The organism is Mesorhizobium sp. M7A.F.Ca.ET.027.02.1.1, assembly GCF_004022985.1.
GTDB lineage: Bacteria > Pseudomonadota > Alphaproteobacteria > Rhizobiales > Rhizobiaceae > Mesorhizobium.
In genome coordinates this window covers 1-1,917 of the sequence record NZ_RZOL01000673.1, presented here as the reverse complement: position 1 = coordinate 1,917, position 1,917 = coordinate 1, and the positions used below count along the sequence as shown (strand labels likewise).

The 1,917-nt window shown below is 66.0% G+C and carries 1 protein-coding gene; it reads left to right on the top strand.

What is annotated here, in order from left to right:
• Positions 1-1,917: autotransporter outer membrane beta-barrel domain-containing protein (locus EN749_RS34970; RefSeq protein ID WP_128364881.1), on the top strand; the 1,917-nt coding region annotated here is incomplete at both ends.

The window sequence follows — 1,917 nt, the reverse complement described above, 5'->3', positions numbered from 1 at the left end:
GTCCTGACGCTTTCCGGCGGCACGTTGCGCAACACGGCGGTCTTCGGCTCGGCGCGCGACGTTACGCTTGCGGCCACCGGTGGCACCTTCGACACTGTGACCGACCTCACCTTGTCCGGCGCGATCTCGGGCGCCGGCAGCCTTGCCAAGACCGGCAGCGGAGCGCTGACGCTCACCGGAACGAACAGCTATGGCGGCAATACGCTGGTGAGTGCCGGCACCCTGATCGGCAATGCGGCTTCGATCCATGGCGACATCGGCAACTCCGGCACCGTCGTCTTCGACCAGACGGCCGACGCCAGCTTTGCCGGCGATATCTCCGGCACCGGCACGATGGTGAAGGACGGCGCCGGCTCGCTAACGCTTTCGGGCACCTCGCTGCTCGAGTGGACGATCGACCACGGCGGCCTCGTCTCGGCGGCCGAGCGCTTCGGCGGCGATGTCTCGGTTGGCGCGGGCGGCTCCTTCACCTTCGACCAGTCTGCCAACGCCAGCTATGCCGGCGTGCTCTCCGGCGCCGGCACTTTTGTAAAGGATGGTCCAGGCACGGCGCTACTCACCTCGAACAACTCGGCCTTCGCCGGCGCCACCTCAGTCATCGGCGGCACGCTCGCCGCGGGCGCGGCCAACGCGTTCAGCTCTTCGTCGCAGTTCTCGGTCGCGGCGGGTGCGACGCTCGATCTCGCCGGCACTTCGCAGACCATAGCCGAGCTGACCAATGCCGGGACTGTGGGTATCGCCGGCAGTCTTGGAAGCAAGCTGACCGTCAGTGGCGACTATGTCGGCAATGGCGGCAATGTTCTCATCGGCGCCGCCCTGGGTGCAGACAACTCACAGACCAACATGCTGGTTATCGCCGGGGGCACGTCAGGCACGGGTACGCTCCAAATTGTCAATCTCGGTGGCGGCGGGGCGCAGACTGTCGAAGGCATCAAGGTCGTCGATGTCGGCGGCATCTCGAATGGCAGCTTCTCGCTCAAGGGCAACTACTCCTTCGAAGGCGATCAGGCGGTGGTCGGCGGCGCCTATGCCTACCGGCTCTACCAGGGCGGAACCAGCACGCCCGGCGACGGCGACTGGTATCTGCGTTCCGCCCTGATCGATGGTGGACCCGGAACTCCGCTCTATCAGGCCGGCGCACCGCTGTACGAGGCTTATGCGGGTGCGTTGCAGACCTTCAACCAGTTGGGCACTCTGCAGCAGCGGCTCGGCAACCGGTCGTGGACCGTCGAAGCGCAAGGCGCCGACGGTGTTTCCGACGATGTGAGGGCCGAAGCCGGCATCGGCCTGTGGGGCAGGATCGAGGGCACCAGCGGCTCCTATGATCCCCAGAATTCGACGACCGCGACGAGTTACGACACTTCGACCTGGAGGCTGCAGACCGGCGCCGACATGCTGCTTTCCGACAGCGCCGCCGGTCAGCTCATCGGCGGTGTCGCTTTCCAGTACGGCACCCTGTCAGCCGACGTCTCGTCGCTATTCGGCAGCGGGTCGATCGACACCACCGGCACCGGCGTTTCAGGCTCGCTGACCTGGTATGGCGCGGAAGGGTTCTACCTCGACAGCCAGGCGCAGGTGATCTGGTATAACAGCGATCTCGACTCGGCGACCGCCGGACAGCGGCTCGTCGACGGCAACAACGGCGTCGGCTACGCGCTCGGCGTCGAAGCGGGCAAGCGTATCATGCTCGACCCGAGCTGGTCGCTGACGCCGCAAGCGCAGCTTGCCTGGTCGTCCGTCGACCTCGACGCGTTCACCGACGCCTTTGGCGCAAGGGTTACTCCCGGCAGCAACAACAGCCTGCTTGGCCGTCTCGGCCTGTCGCTCGACCACCAGTCGCAGTGGCAGGACCGGGCGGGCCGCGCCGGGCACATGAATGTCTACACCGTCGCCAACCTTTATTACGATTTCGAGGAC